Origin of the sequence: Variovorax sp. Varisp41 (genome assembly GCF_047325085.1) — a bacterium.
GTDB lineage: Bacteria > Pseudomonadota > Gammaproteobacteria > Burkholderiales > Burkholderiaceae_C > Variovorax.
This window is the reverse complement of record NZ_CP168540.1, coordinates 6706443-6726824: the sequence shown is the minus strand read 5'-3', so window position 1 is coordinate 6726824 and position 20382 is coordinate 6706443. Positions and strand designations below refer to the sequence as shown.

The following is a 20382-nucleotide window of genomic DNA, read 5'->3' as shown; positions in this document are numbered from 1 at the left end:
ACGTCGCTCATCTCGCGAAGCCGCCCGGGTAGTGACCGAAAAAGTCTGTCATGCGTTTGTTCTCACAGCGCCACCATCGAGCGCGGACCGATTGTTGGGGGGCGCCTCTCGCTTGCATACTGGGGCAAATGCCTATGCTGCAGTGCAACCTTCTCGAACGGTGAGACCGCCGCGGCACGCATGCGATTCGCACACTGTCGTCGCGACGACAAAGCATGCGAACCGCCACGGCCTGGGCTCGTGCGATGGCCGCGTTTTCACGCGCACTTCCGCGCTACATCGCATCGGCATCGCGCACGGTCCATCGGCGGCAGCCGGGTGGCTTCGGACCGCGCGCCGTCCCCGCGAAATCCGCACAAGTCTTGTGCGGCCACGCCACTACAACGGCACACCGATGCTTCGTACGCTTCGGTCTTCCTCCGTCATCCAGAGAAGACCATGCAGCATCCCAGCATCCGCACGCTCACCGGCGCACAGCCGACCACCCGCCTCGATCCCGCCACCACGGCGCTGATCGCGATCGATTTCCAGAACGAGTACTTCGATGGGCGCATGCCGATCCCCGATGGCTTGCCCGCGCTGCGCCAGGCGCGGCGGCTGATCGAGGCGGCGGACCGGCACGCGATGCCGGTGTTCCATGTGCAGCACCTCGCGCCCGCGGACAGCCCGATCTTCGCGCAGCACAGCGCGGCCTTCGAGATTCATCCCGAGTTGCATCCCGACGCGCGGCACGCGGTGCTGACGAAGGCGACGCCGAGCGCCTTCGCGGGCACCTCGCTCGATGCCGAGCTGCAGGCACGCGGCATCCGCACCCTGATCCTCACCGGCCTCATGACCCACATGTGCGTGTCGGCCACCGCCTTCGATGCCGCGCCGCGCGGCTACCAGAACCTGATCGCGGGCGATGCCTGCGCGACGCGCGACCTCGACCTGGAGGACGGCGGCGTGCTCGGCCACCGCGAACTGCATCGCGCGGCGCTGCGCGGCGTGTCGGACGTGGTGGCCGAGGTGCGCTCCACCGACGAGTTGCTGGGTCTGCTCGATCAGCCGGCCCCGTAACGCGCCGCCGCGAAATCGACGAAGGCGCGCACCTTGGGCGACAGGTGCCGGTTCTGCGGATAGAGCGCGTAGAGGTTCAACGCCGGCTGGCCGAAGTCCGGCAGCACGCGCACCAGTTCGCCGCGCGCGAGGTGGTCGCGCAGGAGAAAGGCCGGCGAGAGCGCGAGCCCGGTGCCGGCCAGCGCGGCCGTGCGCAGCACGATGCCGCTGTTGGCCTGCAACCGCCCGCCGACCTCGACCGTGTGCACGCCGCCGTCGCGCGCGGTGAAGCTCGGCTGCCCCGCCTTGCCCGCGAGCGAATAGTTGAGGCACTCGTGCGCCGCGAGGTCCGCGGGCACGACCGGCGTGCCGCGCCGCCGCAGGTAATCGGGCGAGGCCACCCACCACTCCTCGAAGCTCGCGAGGCGCTTGACGACCAGCGTCGAGTCCGACAGCGCATAGGCCAGCCGCAGGCCCACGTCGAAGCCCTCCTCGATCAGGTCGACGAAGCGGTCGTTGCACACCAGGTCGACCTTGAGCTGCGGATGCGCTTCGAGAAAAGCCGGCAGCCATTGCGCGAGCGCCTCGAGCCCGAAGGACATCGGCGCGTTGATGCGCAGCAGGCCCGTGGGCTCGACCTGGTGCCGCGCGACGGCCAGCGCCGCGGCCTCGAGCTGGTCGAGGATCTGGCGGCTGTGCTGGTAGTAGGTCTGGCCGGCCTCGGTGAGCGCGAAGCGGCGCGTGGTGCGGTTGAGCAATTGCACGCCGAGCGCGGCCTCGAGCTGCTTGACCTGGCGCGAGACGACGGTGTGCGAGACATCCATGGCCTCGGCCGCGGCCGTGAAGCCGCCGGCCTCGACCACCGCGCGAAATGCCTTCAAGGCGGCGAACTGATCCATGCGCGCGACTGTATGCGAACGAAAACCCCCGGGCCTCTTGCGAAACCCGGGGGTCGATGGGAGATGCGGCGAGCGCGGACTCAGTGCGCGCCGGCCGCCGCGTCGCTGCCCGCGCCGCCCGACTGCGGCCGCGCGAACCACACCAGCGGAATCAGCAGCAGGAACAGCACCGCCGATGCATAGAAGATGTCGTTCGAGGCCAGCATGAAGGACTGCTGGTCGACCAGGCGGTTGATCTGGCCCATCACCTGCTCGGTGCTGAAGCCGTTGCTCGCGAGGCCCGACATCGCGCTGGTCGCCGCTGCATTGCCCTGGTTGATCGACTCCGCGAGCTGCGCGTGGTGCAGCGTCGCGCGGTTCTCCCACAGCGTGGTGGCGATCGAGGTGCCCATGGCGCCGGCCGTGATGCGCAGGAAGTTCGACAGGCCCGAGGCGGCCGGGATGCGGTCGGGCGAGAGGCCCGAGAGCGTGACCGTCACCAGCGGGATGAAGAAGAACGCCATCGCGATGCCCTGGATGAAGGTCGGGATCATGATGGTCCCGAAGTCGGCCTGGGTGTTGAAGTTCGACCGCATCCACAGCACCAGCGCGAACACCAGGAACGAGAAGGTGGCGTAGCGGCGCGGGTCGACCTTGGCGATGGTCAGGCCCACCACCGGCGACAGGAAGATCGCCAGCAGCCCCACCGGCGCCATCACCATGCCGGCCTGGGTCGCGGTGTAGCCCATCCACTGCTGCAGCCACAGCGGCAGCAGCACCACGTTGCCGAAGAACAGGCCGTAGGCCACCGCGGTGGCGACCGCGCCCGACCAGAAGTTGCGGCGCTTGAACAGCGACAGGTCGACCACCGGGTGCTTGTCGGTCAGCTCCCAGATCAGGAAGAAGGCGAAGCCGACCACGGCCACCACCGCGAGGGTGACGATCTGCGCCGAGTGGAACCAGTCGAGCTCCTTGCCCTTGTCGAGCATGAGCTGCAGCGCGCCGACCCAGATCACCAGCAGCGCGAGGCCGATGGCGTCGATCGGCACCTTGCGCGTGATGCTCTCGCGCTTGCGGTACAGCACCCAGGTGATGGCCGCGGCGACGATGCCCACCGGGATGTTGATGTAGAAGATCCAGGGCCAGGAGATGTTGTCGGTGATCCAGCCGCCGAGCAGCGGCCCCATCACCGGCGCGACCAGCGTGGTCATCGACCACATGGCCATCGCGAGGCCGGCCTTGGCGCGCGGATAGCTCGACAGCAGCAGCGTCTGCGACAGCGGGATCATGGGACCGGCGACGAAGCCCTGCAGCGCGCGGAAGGCGATCAGGGTCGTCATGTTCGGCGCCAGCCCGCACAGCAGCGAGCTGACCATGAACAGGATCACGCTCGCCATGAACAGGCGGACCTGGCCGAAGCGCTGCGTCATGAAGCCGGTGAGCGGCACCGCGATGGCGTTGGCCACCGCGAAGCTGGTGATGACCCAGGTGCCCTGCGTGGTGCTCACGCCGAGGTCGCCCGAGATCGCCGGCAGCGACACGTTCGCGATCGACGAGTCGAGCACGTTCATGAAGGTGGCGGCCGAAAGCGCAATCGTCCCCCACACGCGGGCGGAGCCCTCGAGCGGAGGCGGCGGTACGTAGGCTGGAGCGGCGGCGGTGGCCATGGTTTCAGCGCGACGTGTGGAGGGAGAGCGGTCGCAACGGCAATGCCGTGGCGATCAACCCCGTTGGCCCTGCGCGGGGATCTGCGCGGCCGAGGCCGGCGACATCGCGGGCGCGGCGGGACTCGCCGGCACCGAGGGCACGTGCACCGCCTTCGCGGCCGGGCTGTTGCCGAGGTTGGCGGCCACGATGCGGTCGACCTCGGCATCGGCGCCGCGGTCGAGCTGGCTGTAGACCTGCGTCTGCGTGAGCGCGGTGGCGCGCGGCGCGTCGGCGAGCATCTTGCCGCCCTTCTGCGTGATGTCGACCTCGACGTCCATCGACAGGCCGATGCGCAGCGGGTTGGTCTTGAGTTGCTCGGCGTCCAGCGCGATGCGCACCGGCACGCGTTGCACCACCTTGATCCAGTTGCCGGTGGCGTTCTGCGCGGGCAGCAGCGCGAAGGCGCTGCCGGTGCCCACGCCGAGGCCGGCGACCTTGCCCGTGTACTCGACCTTCTTGCCGTAGACGTCGGCGGTGAGCTTCACCGGCTGGTCGATGCGGATGTTGCGCAGCTGCACTTCCTTGAAGTTGGCGTCGACCCACAGCTGGTTGAGCGGCACGATCGACATCATCGGCGTGCCGGCCGCGACGCGCTGGCCGAGCTGCACGGTGCGCTTGGCGACGTAGCCGTCGACCGGCGCGGGCATGGCGACGCGCTGCGTGGCCAGGTAGGCCTCGCGCACCTTGGCGGCGGCGGCCAGCACGCTCGGGTGCTCGGCCACGCTGGTGCCTTCGGTCAGCGACTGGTTGCTGGCGAGCTGCTCGCGCGCGGCGATCACGCCGGCCTGCGCCGCGGCCAGCGCGCTCTTCGCGTTGGCGAGCGTGGTCTCGGCATGGTTGAGTTCTTCCTTCGACACCGCGCCGTTGCCCGACAGCGCGCGGCGGCGCTGCAGGTCGTCCTGGGCCTTGGCGATGTCGCTCTGGGCCTTGACGATGTCGCTCTGGCGCAGCGTGACCTGCGCGGCCAGCGAGCCGTTGTTGGCGTACAGCGTGCGGGTCTGGCGCACGGTCTGCGCGAGCGCGGCCTCGGCCTGCTCGAGCGCGACCTTGGCATCGGCCGGGTCGAGCTGCACGAGCGGCTGGCCGGCCTTCACGTAGTCGGTGTCGTCGGCGTTGATCGCCATCACGGTGCCGCCGATCTGCGGCGTGATCTGGATCACGTTGCCCTGCACGTAGGCGTTGTCGGTGTCCTCGTAGTGGCTGGCCACCAGCCATTCGTAGAGGCCCCAGCCGCCGCCGACCACGACCACCGCGACGGTGAGCGCGGTGAGGGCGCGGCGGCGCTTGCCGTTGCCTGCTTCGGGGACCGCGGCGGAGGAAGGAGCAGCGGTGGTCTGTGTGTTGTTGTCGCTCATGATGGTCTTTCCGGATTCGAAAGAGAGATTCAATGGGTCGCGGCCGACGGGGTCGCGGATGCCGTGGTGGTGGCGCCGGAGGCGGCGCTCGCGGTGTTCGACGGGGGCTGCCAGCCGCCGCCGAGCGCACGCGCCAGCGCGACCTGGGTGTCGAGCGCGCGCGCGGCGAGGTCGACGGCGAGCCGGCGCTGCGCCAGCACCGAGGTCTCGGCGGTCAGCACGTTGAGGTAGTTGCCGAGGCCCGCGCGGTAGCGCTGCACGGCGATGTCGTAGGCGCCCTCGGCGGCCGTCTGCGCGGCGCGCTGCTCGGCCTGCTGGCGCGCGATCGACTGGATGCTGGTGACCTGGTCGGCGGCGTCGCGCACGGCATCGATCACGGTGGCGTTGTAGCTCTCGACCGCGGCATCGAGGTCGGCCGACTTGCCGCGCAGGTTGGCGCGCAGTTGGCCGCCCTCGAAGATCGGCAGGTGGATCGCCGGGCCCACGCCCCACTGCTCGCTGCCCGACTTCAGCAGCTTGCCGAAGCCCAGGCTCTGGAAGCCGACGAAGGCCGTGAGGTTGACGTTGGGATAGAACAGGGTCTTGGCATTGGCCACGTCGCTGGTGGCGGCCTCGACGCGCCAGCGCGCGGCCGCGATGTCGGCGCGGCGGCCCAGCAGGTCGGCCGGGATGTTCGGCTGCAGCACGATCGGCTTGACGCTCGCGATCAGCGGCGGCTTGAGGGCGTCGCTCGCGCCGGGCTGGCCCACGAGCGCGTCGAGCGCGTGCTTGGCGATTGCGATCTGCTCGTCGAGCGCCTCGATCTGCTGGCGCGCCTCGGGCAGGCCGCCTTCGCTCTGGCGCAGTTCGAGCCGGGTGTCGAGGCCGGCCGAGACGCGGTCGCGCACCAGCTTCAGGGTTTCGTCGCGCTGTGCCAGCGTGCGCTGCGCCACCGCGAGCTGGTCATTGAGGCGCGCCCACTGGAAGTAGCTGCGCGCCACGTTGCTCGCGAGCAGCACGCGGGCCGCGTCGGCATCGGCGGCGGCGGCATTGGCGGCGCCGATCGCGGCATCGAGCGCGGTGCGGTTCTTGCCGAAGAAGTCGAGCTCCCAGCTCGCGCCGAGCTGCAGCAGGCCGACGTTCTGGATCGAGCCACCCAGCGGTTCGGGATAGATGTAGTTGGTGTTGAACTTCTGGCGCGTGCCATTGAAGTCGAGCCCGACCTTGGGCTTGAGCGCCGCGCCCGCGACGTCGGCATTGGCCTGCGCGCGCGCGAGGCGGGCCTGCGCGACCTGCAGGTTGGGGTTGCCGGCCACCGCCTGGTCGACCAGGCCGTTGAGCTGCGCGTCGCCGAAGGCCAGCCACCATTGGCTGTCGAGGGCGGGAGCGGCGGCCTTGTCGGCCGAGGCGATACCGAGCGAGCCGGCATCGCGCAGCTTGGCATGGCCGCCGATGCCGGCCATGTCGGCGCAGCCGGCGAGCGCGACCACCAGCAGCGCGGCGACCATGACGGGAGTGCGGCGCAGGGCGCGCGCGGCGAATGAATCAGTCATTTTTTCCTCCACGGGCCGCGAGGGCCTGTGCGTTGTCGAGGATGCGGCGCAAGTAGGACTTGAGCTGCCCCCATTCATCGGCGGTGAAGTCCGCCAGCAATTCGTTCTGCACGCGGCTCAGGACGTGGGGCACTTCCTTGGCGGCCGCGCGGCCTTCGTCGGTGAGCTCGATGTTGACCACGCGCCGGTCCTCGAGCGAACGCACGCGCCGGCACAGGCCCTTGGCCTCGAGCCGGTCGAGCAGCCGCGTCATGGCGCCGGTGTCGAGCTCGCAGGCGCGCGCCAGCTCGGCCACCGTGGTGGCCGCGCCGATGTGCAGCTTGTAGAGCGGCACCCACTGCGGATAGGTCGGGCTGCCTGGCTCGCACATGCGGGTTTCCACCGACTGCGCCACCGTGGTGACGATCCGGCGCATGAGGTAGCCGATGCTTTCCTCGGTCGAATACGACTCCGCCCGGTAGAAATCGGGCGCACGGCGCACCTCGTCCGGCGAAACCGGAGCGTCATCGGGAGCAGTGGCATCGTTCATGGCTCGAATATTAGCTGCCATGGCAATTATTGTCAAGGCGACCTTTGTGAAGGCAAAGGTTCTCTCGCGACTCGCTAGAATCGCGGCCCATGGCTTCCTCCCCCTCGCCGGCCTCCACGGCCAAGGGCTCGCCCCGATCGCTGTCGGGACTGGGCCCTTTTCTTCATCCCTACCGTGTGCAGATCACCCTGGCGGCCGTGTTCCTGGTCATGGCGGCGGTCACGACGCTGGTGTTCCCGATCGCCCTGCGCAGCCTGATCGACGGCGGCCTGGTCAACCCCGACAAGGGCGCGCAGACGATGGCGCTGCGCGAGCATTTCGGCGCCCTGTTCGCGGTCGCGGTCGCGCTCGGGCTGTTCTCGGCGGCCCGCTTCTACACGGTGAGCTGGCTCGGCGAGCGCGTCACGGCCGACCTGCGCAACGCGGTCTACAGCCGGGTGCTGCGCCAGAGCCCGGTGTTCTTCGAGACCACCCAGACCGGCGAGGTGCTGTCGCGCCTGACGGCCGACACGACGCTGGTGCAGACGGTGGTCGGCTCCTCGCTGAGCATGGGCCTGCGCAACGCGGTGATGGGCGTGGGCGCGCTCGCGATGCTGGTCTGGACCAATCCCTACGTGATGGTGCAAGTGCTCGGCCTGCTGGTGGTGGTGGTGCTGCCGAGCATGTGGTTCGGCCGCCGCGTGCGCCGGCTGTCGCGCGCCAGCCAGGACCGCGTGGCCGACTCGAGCGCGATCGCGGCCGAGGTGCTGAACGCGATCCCCGTGGTGCAGAGCTACACCGCCGAGGACCGCGAGGCCGGCCGCTTCGAAGGTTCGACCGAGAACGCCTTCCGCACCGCCGTGCGCCGCACCAAGGCGCGCTCGGTGCTGGTCGCCTTCATCATCATCGCGACCTCGGCGGCGCTGCTGTGGGGCCTGTACCAGGGCACGCAGGCGGTGCTGCGCGGCGACATCACGGCCGGCCACCTGGGCCAGACCGTGGTCTACGTGGCGATCCTCGCGAGCGCCACCGCGGTGCTCGGCGAGGTCTACGGCGACCTGCTGCGCGCCGCCGGCGCCACCGAGCGGTTGATGGAGCTGCTGCACGCGCCCGCGGCCATCGTCTCGCCGGCCGCGCCGGTGCGCTCGCCCGTGCCCGCCGCGGGCAGCGCGATCGTGTTCGACCGGATCAGCTTCCACTACCCCTCGCGGCCCGGGACGCCGGCGCTGCGCGACTTCTCGCTGGCCGTGACGCCGGGCGAGACGGTGGCGCTGGTCGGCTCGAGCGGCGCCGGCAAGAGCACGGTGTTCCAGCTGCTGCTGCGCTACTACGACCCGCAGTCGGGCCAGCTGCTGCTCGACGACGCGCCGCTGTCCTCGCTGGCGCTGCACGACCTGCGCACGCGCATCGGCCTGGTGCCGCAAGATGCCGTGATCTTCTCGGCCAGCGCGCTCGAGAACATCCGCTACGGCCGGCCCGAGGCCAGCGTCGAGGAGGTGCATGCCGCCGCGCGCGCCGCCTTCGCGCACGACTTCCTGCAGGCCCTGCCGCAGGGCTACGACACCTTCCTCGGTGAGCGCGGCGTGCGGCTGTCGGGCGGCCAGCGCCAGCGCATCGCGATCGCGCGCGCCATGCTCAAGAATCCCCCGCTGCTGCTGCTCGACGAGGCCACGAGCGCGCTCGACGCCGAAAGCGAACGCATGGTGCAGGCCGCGCTCGAGTCGGCGATGGAAGGCCGCACGACGCTGGTGATCGCGCACCGGCTGGCCACCGTGCAGAAGGCCGACCGCATCGTGGTGCTCGACCATGGCGGCATCGTCGAACAGGGCACGCATGCGGCGCTGGTGGCGCAGGGCGGGGTCTATGCGCGGCTGGCGGCGCTGCAGTTCACCAGCTGATCGGGATCGGGGACCGAACGCGGAAGACGCGAAGGTTTCGCAGAAGTCGCAGAAGGAATTCGGAAAAGGAAAAGGAAAAGGAGAGCCTGGGCTCTCCTTTCTTGTTTCTGGTGTGGCCCGACCTTCGGGGGCTATTGCAGGGTTTCCTTGAGCCCCGCCGGAATCGGCAGCGGCATCACCGCGATGCCCTCGTCGAGCAGCGCCTCGGTCTGCTCGGGCGTCGCCTGGCCGCGGATGCCGCGCTCCTTGGTCTCGCCATAGTGCATCTTGCGGGCCTCGTCGGCGAAGCGGTCGCCGACGTCCTCGGTCTTGGCCAGCACCTCGCGCACGGCGCGCATCCAGCGCGCCTCGGGCGACATCTCGGCCGGCAGGTTCGCGGAGGCCGGTGCGGGAGCGCCGGCGTTCGAACGCTCGGACTCGGGCGCCTTCGCGTTGCCCAGGTTCAGGCGCGGCGCGCTCAGCAGCTTGACGATCGCGGTGTCGGCGCAGACCGGGCACTCGACCAGTCCGCGCGCGAGCTGGCTCTCGAAATCCTCATTGGACCCGAACCAGCCTTCGAAGCCGTGGCCGTGCGCGCATTGGAGATCGAGGACCTTCATGCGCGCGATTATCCCCGGGCCGAGTCGCCCTGCCAGTCGAGAGCCCATGCACCCGAACCCGTGTTCTGCAGCCACAGCGCGCAGGCCAGGGTCTTGGCGTCGGTGACCGAGCCGTCGCGGCACCAGCCCAGCAGTTCGTCGGGCGTGGCGGTGAACACGTCGAGGAACTCGCCGTGGTCGAGCTGCCGCTCGCCGAGCGAGAGTCCGCGCGCGAAGTAGATGTGGATGATTTCGGTCGAATAGCCCACGGCCAGGTGCATCGCGCCGGCACGCGCCCATTCGCGCGCGCGGTAGCCGGTTTCCTCGAGCAGTTCGCGCTGGCCGCAGACCAGCGGATCCTCGCCCGCGTCGAGCTTGCCCGCGGGGAATTCGATCATCACCTGGCCCACCGGGTAGCGGAACTGGCGCTCGAGCACCACGCGGCCATCGTCGAGCAGCGGAATCACCACCACGGCCCCCGGATGCACGACGTATTCGCGCGTGGCGCTGTGGCCATCGGGCAGCTTCACGGTGTCGCGGCGGACTTCGAGGAAGTTGCCCTTGGCGAGCGATTCGCGCGAGGTGAGCTCTTCGCGCAGGTGCGCGTCCGCGGGGGTGCTGGTGGTCATGGTGCGCTCCGTGATCGGGTGGATGGCGGCCTCAGTGCCGGTGCTTCATCAGGTAGCGCCACGTGAAGCCCGGGAAAGCCAGCACGATGAACAGCGCGCCGGTCACCGCATAGAACTCCCAGCCCTGCGTGGCGATCTGCCCTGCCCTGCGCTCGAACAGCAGGCCGATGCCGCCGGCGATGAAATACAGCACCACCAGCTCGCCGAAGCGCACGGCCAGCGTCTTGCGCGCGCCGATCGCCACGGCGCCGAAGAGCCGCTCGTTGACGAACGGCAGGTTGGCCGCCAGCAGGGCCAGCAGCAACACCACCCAGACCGAAGCCGTCTGCGACACCTTGTGCGGGCCCTGGCGCGCGGCGCGTCAGTTCGCCAGCGTGGCGACGATGGCCTTGGCGCACAGCGTCATCAGGCCGCCCGGCACGATGCCGAGGATCAGGATCAGCGCACCGTTGATCGTCAGCACGGTGCGCACGTCGCGCGGCGCCGACACGGTGCTGGCCGTGACCGGTGCGTCGAAGTACATGACCTTGACCACGCGCAGGTAGTAGAAGGCGCCCACCAGCGACATCAGCACCGCGAACACGGCGAGGCCGATGTAGAGGGCCTGGCCCGAGGCGATCAGCGCCTGCAGCACAGCCAGCTTGGCATAGAAGCCGACCAGCGGCGGGATGCCCGCGAGCGAGAACATGGTGATCGCCATCACGCCGGCATACAGCGGGCTGCGCTGGTTGAGGCCGGCCAGGTCGGTGATCTCCTCGCTCTCGAAGCCTTCGCGCGCCAGCAGCAGGATGGTGCCGAAGCTCGCCAGCGTCGTGAGCACGTAGGTCACGATGTAGAACATCGAGGCGCTGTAGGCGAACTGGGCGTTGTAGGTATTGCCGTTGACCACGCCCGCCACCAGGCCGAGCAGCACGAAGCCCATCTGCGAGATGGTCGAGTAGGCCAGCATGCGCTTGAGGTTGGTCTGCGCGATGGCGGCCAGGTTGCCGACCACCAGCGAGGCGATGGCCAGCACCGCGAGCATCTGCTGCCAGTCGATCGCCAGCGGCAGCAGGCCTTCGACCAGCAGGCGGATGATGATCGCGAAGGCCGCGAGTTCGGGCGCGGCGCCGATCATCAGCGTGATCGCCGTGGGCGCGCCCTGGTAGACGTCGGGCACCCACATGTGGAACGGGGCGGCGCCGACCTTGAACGCCAGACCGGCCACGATGAACACGAGGCCGAACACCAGCACCTGGTGGTTGACCTTGCCGCTCGCGATCGCCTTGAACACCTCGTTCACGTCGAGCGAACCGGTGGCGCCGTACATCATCGACAGGCCGTAGAGCAGGAAGCCGCTGGCCATGGCGCCGAGCACGAAGTACTTCATGGCGGCTTCGCTGGCGACCGCGTTGTCGCGGCGCAGCGCCACCAGCGCGTAGCTCGAGAGCGTCAGCAGTTCGAGGCCGAGGTAGATCAGCAGGAAGTTGCTGCCCGAGATCATCACGAACATGCCCAGCAGCGCGAACATGCCCAGCGTGAACATCTCGCCGCCGCGCAGCATGTCGCGGTCGGCCGCGTAGGGACGGCCGTAGACCAGCGTGACCATCAGCGCCAGCGAGGCGAAGCACTTGAGCCAGTTGCCCATCGGGTCGCTCACGACCATGTTGCCGAAGCCGTAGATGGCCTTGCCCTCGCTCGCGGCCATGCCGGTCATCGCGGCCACCACGGCCAGCGTGATCAGGGTCAGGACGTAGGTGCGGGTGCGGCGGGCGCTGGTGTCCGACAGGTCGACCAGCGCGATGATGCAGGCCATGACCAGCAACACGATTTCAGGGTAGATCGTGACCCAGCTGAGTTTGTCAATCATCTCGTTCTCTTCTTCAGCCAGCCATCAGGAGGGGATCTTCGACACCGCCACATGACGCAGCAGCTGGGTCACGGAGGCATCCATCACGTCGGTGAAGGGCTTGGGGAACAGGCCCATCCACAGCACCGCGATCGCCAGCAGCGCCAGCATCAGGAATTCGCGCGCATTGATGTCGCTGAGTTCCTTCACGTGGTCGTTGCCGACCGGCCCGAGGTAGACGCGCTTGTACATCCACAGGGTGTAGGCGGCGCCGAAGATCAGCGCGGTGGCCGAGGCCAGGCCGATCCAGAAGTTGGCCTTGACCGCGCCCAGGATCACCATCCACTCGCCGACGAAACCGGCGGTGCCCGGCAGGCCGCAGTTGGCCATCGCGAACAGCAGCATGAAGGCGGCGAACTTGGGCATGGTGTTGACCACGCCGCCGTAGTCCGCGATCTGGCGCGAATGCACGCGGTCGTAGAGCACGCCGATGCCGAGGAACATGGCGCCCGACACGAAGCCGTGGGCGATCATCTGCACGATGCCGCCGGCCACGCCGAGTTCGTTGAAGATGAAGAAGCCGAGCGTGACGAAGCCCATGTGGGCGACCGACGAATAGGCCACCAGCTTCTTCATGTCCTGCTGCACCATCGCGACCAGGCCGACGTAGATCACGGCGATCAGCGACAGCGCGATCATGAGCCAGGCCCATTCGTGCGCGGCATCGGGCGCGATCGGCATCGAGAAGCGCAGGAAGCCGTAGGCACCGAGCTTCAGCATGATCGCGGCCAGCACGGCGGAGCCGCCGGTCGGGGCCTCGACGTGCACGTCGGGCAGCCAGGTGTGGACCGGCCACATCGGCACCTTGACCGCGAAGGCCGCGAAGAAGGCGAAGAACAGCAGCGTCTGGGCATGGCCGCTCAGCGGCAGCTTGTGCCAGGCGAGGATGTCGAAGCTGCCGCCCGAGGTGTTGTACAGGTAGATCAGCGCCACCAGCATCAAGAGCGAGCCGAGCAGCGTGTAGAGGAAGAACTTGAAGGCCGCGTAGATCTTGTTCGGGCCGCCCCAGATGCCGATGATCAGGTACATCGGGATCAGCGTGGCTTCGAAGAAGACGTAGAACAGCAGGCCGTCGATGGCCGAGAACACGCCGATCATCAGGCCCGACAGGATCAGGAACGCGCCCATGTACTGGTTGACGCGCTCGGTGATCACTTCCCAGGCCGAGATCACCACGATGATCGTGATGAACGCGGTCAGCAGCACGAACCACACCGACAGGCCGTCGACGCCCAGGTTGTAGTTGATGTTGAAACGCTCGATCCAGGGCGCCTTCTCCACGAACTGCATCGCGGCGGTGCCGTTCTGGAACCGCGTGATCAGCGGCAGCGTGACCAGGAAGCTCACGATCGACCCGACGAGCGCCACCCAGCGCACGCCCTTGGCATGCTCGTCGCGACCGAACGCCAGCAGCACGGCACCGAATGCGATCGGCACCCAGATGGCAAGGCTCAACAAACCCATTTTTCTTTTACTCCAGCGCTTTGCGGCTTAGCGTTTGAACCAGACGAAGTACGTCATCAGGACGAAGATCCCGAGCAGCATCGCGAAGGCGTAGTGATAGATGTAGCCCGACTGCAGCCAGCGGACCACGCCCGAGATGCGGCCCACCAGCTTCCACGAGCCATTGACGACCGCGCCGTCGATCAGTGCCTGATCGCCGCCCTTCCACAGGCCCATGCCGAGGGCGCGGGCACCGCGCGCGATGATGTTCTCGTTGATCCAGTCGAGGTAGTACTTGTTCTCGAGCAGGCGGTACACGGGGCCGAAGGCGCGCTTGATCGCGGCCGGCAGCGCCGGGTTGACCATGTACATGTAGTACGAGAGCGCCACGCCCGCGAGCGCCAGCCAGAACGGCATGGTCTGCAGGCCGTGCAGCGCCATCGCGCCGGCACCGTGGAAGGCCTCCTCGAGCTCCTTCATGGCGTGGTGCTTCGTCGCGTCGACGAAGATCGCGTCCTTGAAGAACTCGCCGTAGAGCATCGGGTGGATCGTCAGGAAACCGATGACCACCGAGGGGATCGCGAGCAGCACCAGCGGCAGCCACACCACCCAGGGCGATTCGTGCGGCTTGTGGTCGTCGTGACCGTGGCCATGGCCGTGGTCGTCGTGCGCGTGATGGTCGTCGTGCGCGTGATGGTCGTCGTGGTGCGCATCGGGGTTCTGGTCGTAGCGTTCCTTGCCGTGGAAGACCAGGAAGTACATGCGGAACGAATAGAAGGCCGTGACGAACACGCCGATCAGCACCGCGTAGTAGGCGAAGTTCGCGCCCCACAGGTGGCTTTCCTTCACCGCCTCGATGATGCTGTCCTTCGAGTAGAAGCCCGAGAACAGCGGCGTGCCGATCAGCGCCAGCGAGCCCAGCAGCGAGGTGATCCAGGTGATCGGCATGTACTTGCGCACGCCGCCCATCCAGCGGATGTCCTGGTTGTGGTGCATGCCGATGATGACCGAGCCCGCGCCGAGGAACAGCAGCGCCTTGAAGAAGGCGTGGGTCATCAGGTGGAACACCGCGACCGAATAGGCCGAGGCACCGAGCGCCACCGTCATGTAGCCCAGCTGCGACAGCGTGGAGTACGCCACCACGCGCTTGATGTCGTTCTGGATGATGCCGAGGAAGCCCATGAACAGCGCGGTGATGGCACCGATCACGAGGATGAAGCTCAGGGCCGTGTCGCTCAGCTCGAACAGCGGCGACATGCGCGCCACCATGAAGATGCCTGCCGTCACCATGGTCGCCGCGTGGATCAGCGCCGAGATCGGGGTCGGGCCTTCCATCGAGTCGGGCAGCCACACGTGCAGCGGGAACTGCGCGCTCTTGCCCATCGCGCCGATGAACAGGCAGATGCAGATCACGGTGATCAGCATCCAGTCGGTGCCCGGGAAGGTGATGCCGCCGAGCGTGCCGGCCTTGGCGAAGGCTTCGGTGTAGTTGAGCGTGCCCGCGTAGGCCGCGATCAGGCCGATGCCGAGGATGAAGCCGAAGTCGCCCACGCGGTTGACCAGGAAGGCCTTCATGTTCGCGAAGATCGCGGTCGGCTTGTTGAACCAGAAGCCGATCAGCAGGTACGACACCAGGCCCACCGCTTCCCAGCCGAAGAACAGCTGCAGCATGTTGTTGCTCATCACGAGCATCAGCATGGAGAAGGTGAAGAGCGAGATGTACGCGAAGAAGCGGTTGTAGCCCTCGTCTTCTTCCATGTAGCCGATGGTGTAGATGTGGACCATCAGCGACACGAAGGTCACGACGCACATCATCATCGCGGTGAGGCCGTCGACCATGAAGCCGACTTCCATCTTGAGGCCGCCGACGACCATCCACTCGTAGAGGGTCTGGTTGAAGCGGGCGCCGTCGACGATGACCGACTTGAGCGTCAGCGCCGAGATGACGAAGGCGACGAACACGCCGAGGATGGTCAGCGAGTGCGTGATCTTGCGGCCGATGTGGTTGCCGCCGAACTTGGTGCCGAAGATGCCGGCCAGGGCCGCCCCGACCAGGGGGGCCATGGGAACGGCCAGCAGCGTGGATGCGGAAAGGGTTGCGCTCATTCTGGTGTCAGCCTTGGATCAGCCCTTGAGCGAGTTGAGTTCGTCGACGTTGATGTTCGACTTGTTGCGGAACAGCAGCACCAGCAGCGCGAGGCCGATGGCCGACTCGGCCGCGGCCACCGTCAGGATGAAGAACACGAAGATCTGGCCGTGCATGTCGCCCAGGAAGTGCGAGAAGGCGACGAAGTTCATGTTGACCGCGAGCAGCATCAGCTCGATGGCCATCAGCAGCACGATCAGGTTCTTGCGGTTCAGGAAGATGCCGATCACCGACAGCGCGAACAGCATCGCGCCCAGCGAGAGGAAGTGTCCGAGGGTGAGCGTCATGCCTTGTTCTCCTTTGCTGCCGGCGCCGCCGCTTCGGCCGGGGCTTCCACCACGGGCTCCGCCGCGCGGGTGACCGGCATCTGCACCACGCGCACGCGGTCGCGCGCCTTCACGCGCACCTGGTCGGCCGGGTCGACGTACTTGCTGTCCTTGCGGGTGCGCAGGGTCAGCGCGATGGCGGCGATGATGGCCACCAGCAGGATGACGGCGGCGATCTCCAGCGGATAGAGGTATTCGGAATACAGCAGCTTGCCCAGCTCGAGCGTGTTGGAGCTGTTGGCCGCGGCCACCGCGCGCGGTGCCTCGCCCAGGCGGAAGCCGCCCATCAGCACGGCCGCCATCTCGAGCGCGATCAGCGCGCCGACGGCCGCCGCCAGCGGGAAGTGCTTCCAGAAGCCCTGCCGCAGGCTGTCGACGTTGATGTCCAGCATCATCACGACGAACAGGAACAGCACCATCACCGCGCCCACGTACACCAGCACGAGCGAGATCGCGAGGAATTCGGCGCGCAGCAGCAGCCAGATGGCCGAAGCCTGGAAGAAGGCCAGCACGAGGTACAACGCCGCGTACACGGGGTTGCGGGCGGTGATGACGCGGAACGATGCGAACAGCAGCACCGCGGCAAACAGATAGAACAGACCGGTCTTGACGTCCATGAGTTCGAATTCGTAGGGGTTCAGGCCAGGCCGGCTCAGCGGTACTTGGCGTCAGCCGCCTTGTTTGCCGCGATTTCTGTTTCGTAGCGGTCGCCCACGGCCAGCAGCATGTCCTTGGTGAAGTACAGGTCGCCGCGCTTTTCGCCGTGGTATTCGAAGATGTGGGTTTCCACGATCGAGTCGACCGGGCAGCTCTCTTCGCAGAAGCCGCAGAAGATGCACTTCGTCAGGTCGATGTCGTAGCGCGTGGTGCGGCGCGAGCCGTCGTCGCGCACATCGGATTCGATGGTGATCGCGAGCGCGGGGCACACGGCCTCGCAGAGCTTGCAGGCGATGCAGCGTTCTTCGCCGTTCTCGTAGCGGCGCAGCGCGTGCAGGCCGCGGAAGCGCGGCGACAGCGGCGTCTTCTCTTCGGGGAACTGCACCGTGATCTTGCGGCTGAAGGCGTACTTGCCCGTGATGGCCAGGCCCTTGAACAGCTCGAACAGCATGAAGCTGCCGAGAAAGTCCTTGAGCGAGAACGGCGCGGACGGGGTTGCGGTGTGCGCAGACATGGTGTTGGCGCTTCCAGTTATTTCCAGATGTTGAACGGCGTCTGCATCCAGCCACCGACCACGACCAGCCACACGAGGGTGACGGGAATGAAGATCTTCCAGCCCAGACGCATGATCTGGTCATAGCGGAAGCGCGGGAACGTCGAGCGCACCCACAGGAACATGGTGACCACGCAGAAGGTCTTGGCGCCGAGCCAGATCCAGCCCGGGATGAAGCTCAGGAACTCGAACGGGGGCAGCCAGCCGCCGAGGAACAGGATGACGGTCAGGATCGAGACCAGCCACATGTTCGCGTACTCGGCCAGGAAGAACATCGCGAAGCTCATGCCCGAGTACTCGATCATGTGACCCGCGACGATTTCCGATTCGCCTTCCACCACGTCGAAGGGGTGGCGGTTGGTCTCGGCCAGGCCCGAGATGAAGTAGACGACGAAGATCGGCAGCAGCGGCAGCCAGTTCCACGACAGGAAGCCGACGCCGAGGTTGGCGAACATGCCCTTGCCCTGGACGTTCACGATCTCGCTCATGTTCAGGCTGCCGGTGACCATCAGCACCACGACGAAGCAGAAGCCCATCGCGATTTCGTAGCTCACCATCTGGGCCGATGCACGCAGCGCGCCCAGGAAGGCGTACTTCGAGTTCGAGGCCCAGCCCGCGATGATCACGCCATAGACCTCGAGCGAGGTGATGGCCATCACGAACAGCAGGCCGGCGTTGATGTTGGCGAGCGCCACGTCGGGACCGAAGGGAATCACGGCCCAGGCGGCGAGCGCCGGCATGATGGTCATGATCGGGCCGAGCAGGAACAGGCCCTTGTTGGCGACCGTCGGAAGGATGATTTCCTTGGTCATCAGCTTGAGCGCGTCGGCGATCGGCTGCAGCAGGCCCAGCGGCCCGATGCGGTTCGGGCCCACGCGGATCTGCGTGAAGCCGATGGCCTTGCGTTCCCACAGCGTGAGGTAGGCCACCGCCAGCATCAGCGGGATGACCACGACGATGATCTTGATCAGCGTCCAGATGACGGGCCAGACCACGCCGGTCCACCAGCCGGCGGCGACGAGACCCTGGCCGAAGCCGTGAATGGCGTCGATCATGCCGACACCTCCTCGGCCTGAGCGCTGGCGGGCGCGGCACCGATGCCATGGCCCGCGTTGCGCGCGTCGGCGGTCAGTTGCAGCGACGGCGCGCGGCGCACGATCGAATCGAGCTGGTAGATGCTCGCGACCACGGGCGCGGCCGCGCCGTTGTCGGCCGCCGCAGCGGCACCGGTGGCGTTGCGCAGCGCATCGGCCGGCAGCGCGCCGTTGTCGCCCACCGTGCGCAGCACGTCGGCGGTCGATTCGAACGCGAAGCCTTGCAGGCCCAGCAGGTTGGCGAGCACGCGCAGCACCTTCCAGGCCGGACGGGCCTCGCCCTGCGGCTTGACCACGGCGTGGAAGCTCTGCAGGCGGCCTTCGGCATTGACGAAGCTGCCGGGCGTTTCGGTGAACGGCGCGATCGGCAGCAGCACGTCGCTGAATTCGAGGTTGGCCTTGAACGGGCTCAGCGTGACCACCATCTGCGCATTGCCAATGGTGTCGGCGGCAGCGGCGCCGGCGGCCGAGTCGAACACCGGCTCGGTGTTCAGCAGCAGCACGGCCTTGAGGCCGGAGCCGGCGGCGAGCATCTGGCCGGCGTGAAGGCCGCCGTTCTTCGGGAACGCGCCCACGAGCTGCGCGCCCACGGTGTTCGCGGCTTCGGTCAGGTAGCCGACGCTGGCGCCGGTCTGCGCGCCGATCCAGTTGGCCAGCGCGAGCAGGCTGCCGGCCTGCGCATGGTGCGCGGCCGCATTGCCCAGCAGGATGGCCTTGCGCTCGCCGCTCAGCAGCGAGGCGGCGATGGCCTGCGCGGTGGCGTCGGGCGCGTTGGCGGGTGCCAGCGGCGCGGCGGCGCCAGTGGACTGGCCCACCACGGTCGCGATCGCGGCCAGCACTTCGATCCATTGGCCGGCATCGACGATGGCGGCCTGCGCGGGCTGGATGGCCCAGGCTTCGGCGTCGGCCATCAACTGCTTCGAGGTCAGCACGCTGAGCGCGGCGCCCTTGCGCACGGCCTGGCGGATGCGCTGCGCGAACAGCGGATGGTCCTTGCGCAGGTTCGAGCCGACGACGAAGGCGCGCTGCAGTTGGGTCAGCGAGGCGATCGAGGTGCCGAGCCAGCGGATGCCTTCGAAGGCCGTGAATTCGGCGTTGCGCAGGCGGTAGTCGATGTTGTCGCTGCCGAGCTCGCGCGTGAGCAGCGCGGCGAGCTGCAGCTCCTCGAGCGTGCTGTGCGGGCTGACCAGCGTGCCGATGCTCTGCGCGCCATGGTCGGCCTTGATCTGCTTGAGGCCGTTGGCCACGTACTCGAGCGCGGTCTGCCAGTCGACCTGCTGCCATTGGCCGCCCTGCTTGAGCATGGGCTGCGTCAGGCGCTCGCCGCCGTTGAGCGCTTCGTACGAGAAGCGGTCACGGTCGGCGATCCAGCATTCGTTGACGTCTTCGTTCTCGAGCGGCACCACGCGCATCACGCGGTTGTTCTTGACCTGGACGATCAGGTTGGCGCCGGTGGAGTCGTGCGGGCTCACCGACTTGCGGCGCGACAGTTCCCAGGTGCGGGCGCTGTAGCGGAAGGGCTTGCTCGTGAGCGCGCCGACCGGGCAGATGTCGATCATGTTGCCCGAGAGCTCGGAGTCGACCGAGTCGCCGAGGAAGGTTTCGATTTCCGAGTGCTCGCCGCGGTGCGACATGCCGAGCTCCATCACGCCGGCCACTTCCTGGCCGAAGCGGACGCAGCGCGTGCAGTGGATGCAGCGGCTCATCTCTTCCATGCTGATCAGCGGGCCCACGTCCTTGTGGAACACGACGCGCTTCTCTTCCTCGTAGCGCGAGGAGGAACCGCCGTAGCCCACGGCCAGGTCCTGCAGCTGGCATTCGCCGCCCTGGTCGCAGATCGGGCAGTCCAGCGGATGGTTGATCAGCAGGAACTCCATGACCGACTGCTGGGCCTTGATCGCCTTCTCGCTCTTGGTGCGGACGATCATGCCCTGCGTGACGGGCGTGGCGCAGGCCGGCATCGGCTTGGGCGCCTTTTCGACGTCGACCAGGCACATGCGGCAGTTGGCCGCGATGCTGAGCTTCTTGTGATAGCAGAAGTGCGGAATGTAGGTGCCGGCCTTGTCGGCAGCATGCATGACCATGCTGCCTTCGGCCACTTCGACCTTCTTGCCGTCGAGTTCGATTTCAACCATATGTCTTTTTCTCGCGC

Annotated in this window: 18 protein-coding genes; 2 read left to right on the top strand and 16 right to left on the bottom strand. The window is 67.6% G+C overall.

Features of this window, described 5'->3' with window-relative positions; all coding sequences use genetic code 11:
• The first annotated feature begins 438 nt into the window (after positions 1-438).
• Entirely contained in the window at positions 439-1059 is a 621-nt protein-coding gene (locus ACEN9J_RS31185) for a cysteine hydrolase family protein (protein WP_261212647.1), read from the top strand.
• Here ACEN9J_RS31185 and ACEN9J_RS31180 read toward each other — a convergent pair.
• The 5 genes from ACEN9J_RS31180 to ACEN9J_RS31160 form a co-directional block, all read right to left on the bottom strand.
• Entirely contained in the window at positions 1044-1937 is an 894-nt protein-coding gene (locus ACEN9J_RS31180; protein ID WP_413762942.1) for a LysR family transcriptional regulator, read from the bottom strand. The genes ACEN9J_RS31185 and ACEN9J_RS31180 overlap by 16 nt on opposite strands.
• A gap of 80 nt (positions 1938-2017) precedes the next feature.
• Complete coding sequence (locus ACEN9J_RS31175) at positions 2018-3583, bottom strand: DHA2 family efflux MFS transporter permease subunit (protein ID WP_057592183.1); 1566 nt, start codon at positions 3581-3583, stop codon at positions 2018-2020.
• 54 nt (positions 3584-3637) lie between these two features.
• A complete protein-coding gene (locus ACEN9J_RS31170; protein ID WP_057592182.1) occupies positions 3638-4978 on the bottom strand; it encodes an efflux RND transporter periplasmic adaptor subunit in 1341 nt (446 codons plus the stop codon).
• A gap of 29 nt (positions 4979-5007) precedes the next feature.
• Entirely contained in the window at positions 5008-6510 is a 1503-nt protein-coding gene (locus tag ACEN9J_RS31165; RefSeq protein WP_261212641.1) for an efflux transporter outer membrane subunit, read from the bottom strand.
• Positions 6503-7039: a MarR family winged helix-turn-helix transcriptional regulator gene (locus ACEN9J_RS31160; protein WP_057592180.1), complete on the bottom strand. Its 537-nt coding sequence runs from the start codon at positions 7037-7039 to the stop codon at positions 6503-6505. Before ACEN9J_RS31160 ends, ACEN9J_RS31165 begins: the two co-directional genes overlap by 8 nt.
• A gap of 89 nt (positions 7040-7128) precedes the next feature.
• On the opposite strand from ACEN9J_RS31160, the gene ACEN9J_RS31155 reads away from it, so the two are divergent.
• Entirely contained in the window at positions 7129-8916 is a 1788-nt protein-coding gene (locus ACEN9J_RS31155; protein ID WP_296736268.1) for an ABC transporter transmembrane domain-containing protein, read from the top strand.
• Positions 8917-9047: 131 nt separating this feature from the next.
• Here ACEN9J_RS31155 and ACEN9J_RS31150 read toward each other — a convergent pair whose 3' ends face one another.
• The 11 genes from ACEN9J_RS31150 to nuoG are packed head-to-tail and all read right to left on the bottom strand — an operon-like array spanning position 9048 to position 20365.
• Positions 9048-9515: a DUF1178 family protein gene (locus tag ACEN9J_RS31150; protein ID WP_057592178.1), complete on the bottom strand. Its 468-nt coding sequence runs from the start codon at positions 9513-9515 to the stop codon at positions 9048-9050.
• Positions 9516-9523: 8 nt separating this feature from the next.
• Entirely contained in the window at positions 9524-10123 is a 600-nt protein-coding gene (locus tag ACEN9J_RS31145) for an NUDIX domain-containing protein (RefSeq protein WP_057592177.1), read from the bottom strand.
• Positions 10124-10154: 31 nt separating this feature from the next.
• The gene (locus ACEN9J_RS31140; protein WP_413762941.1) at positions 10155-10457 is read right to left on the bottom strand and encodes a DUF2818 family protein; all 303 of its coding nucleotides are present in this window, start codon (positions 10455-10457) and stop codon (positions 10155-10157) included.
• Positions 10458-10484: 27 nt separating this feature from the next.
• Positions 10485-11972: an NADH-quinone oxidoreductase subunit NuoN gene (nuoN, locus tag ACEN9J_RS31135; RefSeq protein ID WP_057592175.1), complete on the bottom strand. Its 1488-nt coding sequence runs from the start codon at positions 11970-11972 to the stop codon at positions 10485-10487.
• A gap of 24 nt (positions 11973-11996) precedes the next feature.
• Positions 11997-13475 carry an NADH-quinone oxidoreductase subunit M gene (locus tag ACEN9J_RS31130; protein ID WP_057592174.1) on the bottom strand — a complete coding sequence of 493 codons (1479 nt, stop codon included), beginning with the start codon at positions 13473-13475 and terminating at the stop codon, positions 11997-11999.
• 27 nt (positions 13476-13502) lie between these two features.
• A complete protein-coding gene (gene nuoL, locus ACEN9J_RS31125) occupies positions 13503-15560 on the bottom strand; it encodes an NADH-quinone oxidoreductase subunit L (protein WP_413762940.1) in 2058 nt (685 codons plus the stop codon).
• An 18-nt stretch (positions 15561-15578) separates the two neighbouring features.
• Positions 15579-15887 (bottom strand): NADH-quinone oxidoreductase subunit NuoK, encoded by a 309-nt coding sequence (gene nuoK, locus ACEN9J_RS31120; RefSeq protein WP_019653383.1) that lies wholly within the window; start codon positions 15885-15887, stop codon positions 15579-15581.
• Positions 15884-16543: an NADH-quinone oxidoreductase subunit J gene (locus ACEN9J_RS31115; RefSeq protein WP_057592172.1), complete on the bottom strand. Its 660-nt coding sequence runs from the start codon at positions 16541-16543 to the stop codon at positions 15884-15886. The genes nuoK and ACEN9J_RS31115 overlap by 4 nt, the downstream gene beginning before the upstream one ends.
• Positions 16544-16578: 35 nt before the next feature.
• Positions 16579-17097 carry an NADH-quinone oxidoreductase subunit NuoI gene (gene nuoI, locus ACEN9J_RS31110; RefSeq protein WP_057592171.1) on the bottom strand — a complete coding sequence of 173 codons (519 nt, stop codon included), beginning with the start codon at positions 17095-17097 and terminating at the stop codon, positions 16579-16581.
• A 17-nt stretch (positions 17098-17114) separates the two neighbouring features.
• A complete protein-coding gene (gene nuoH, locus ACEN9J_RS31105; RefSeq protein WP_057592170.1) occupies positions 17115-18191 on the bottom strand; it encodes an NADH-quinone oxidoreductase subunit NuoH in 1077 nt (358 codons plus the stop codon).
• Positions 18188-20365 (bottom strand): NADH-quinone oxidoreductase subunit NuoG, encoded by a 2178-nt coding sequence (gene nuoG, locus ACEN9J_RS31100; protein ID WP_413762939.1) that lies wholly within the window; start codon positions 20363-20365, stop codon positions 18188-18190. The genes nuoH and nuoG overlap by 4 nt, the downstream gene beginning before the upstream one ends.
• Positions 20366-20382 lie beyond the last annotated feature (17 nt).